Origin of the sequence: Vibrio sp. 10N.261.52.A1 (genome assembly GCF_002876325.1) — a bacterium.
Classification (GTDB): domain Bacteria; phylum Pseudomonadota; class Gammaproteobacteria; order Enterobacterales; family Vibrionaceae; genus Vibrio; species Vibrio chagasii.
This window is the reverse complement of record NZ_MCYD01000176.1, coordinates 1-839: the sequence shown is the minus strand read 5'-3', so window position 1 is coordinate 839 and position 839 is coordinate 1. Positions and strand designations below refer to the sequence as shown.

Genomic DNA, 839 nt, shown 5'->3' with positions numbered 1-839 from the left:
GATGGACACTGAAGTACCAGGTTACCAAATCGCATTACCGCTAATTATCGGGATAAGTTTGTTCTCCGTTGCCTTTATCGCCGTAACACTCTCTATGTTCGCTCGAGTAAGAAGCAAGCCTGTGACCACTGGAATGGAAGCGGTGGTGGGTGAAACAGGTAAGGTGATCAGTGGTTTTCCTGGCGCAGGCAGAGTGCTTGTTGCTGGCGAAATTTGGCAAGCCCAATGCACCAATGAGCTGCAATCCGGGCAGAGTATCAGAGTCACCAAGCTAACAGGGCTTTCTTTAGATGTTGAAGCTTCGCCTGATGAGACATCATCGAAAATTGGTTAGTGCTTGATGAGAGGGTTAACTCGAAGGACTTATTCATTGTTGAGTCATCGTTACCATTAGGGGGCGGTTATGTTTATACACACTATAGGTATTGTCATCGTGCTGGTTGTCTTGCTGATCGCCAGTATGTTCAGAGTACTACGCGAGTACGAGCGTGCAGTGGTCTTCTTCCTTGGGCGCTTTTATGACGTGAAAGGGCTAGGGTTAATTATCATCATTCCTTTCATTCAACAGATGGTGCGAGTTGATCTACGAACCATTGTATTGGATGTTCCCACACAAGATTTGATCACCAGAGATAACGTATCAGTGAAGGTTAACGCTGTGGTTTACTTCAGAGTGCTGGATCCTAAGATGGCGATCAATAATGTTGAGAACTATCTCGAGGCGACCAGTCAGCTTTCTCAAACCACATTGAGGTCGGTTTTGGGTCAGCATGAGTTGGATGAACTGTTGTCTGAACGTGAAGAACTCAACAGAGATCTCCAATCGATTCTTGATCAAC

The 839-nt window shown here is 45.9% G+C and carries 2 protein-coding genes; both read left to right on the top strand.

The window, feature by feature from the left end:
* The coding region (locus BCT81_RS02410; RefSeq protein WP_277869786.1) for an NfeD family protein at nucleotides 1-334 on the top strand (334 nt) is incomplete at its 5' end.
* Nucleotides 335-403: 69 nt separating this feature from the next.
* Nucleotides 404-839, top strand: a 436-nt coding sequence (locus BCT81_RS02405; protein WP_241908137.1) for an SPFH domain-containing protein, incomplete at its 3' end; no start/stop codon positions are given.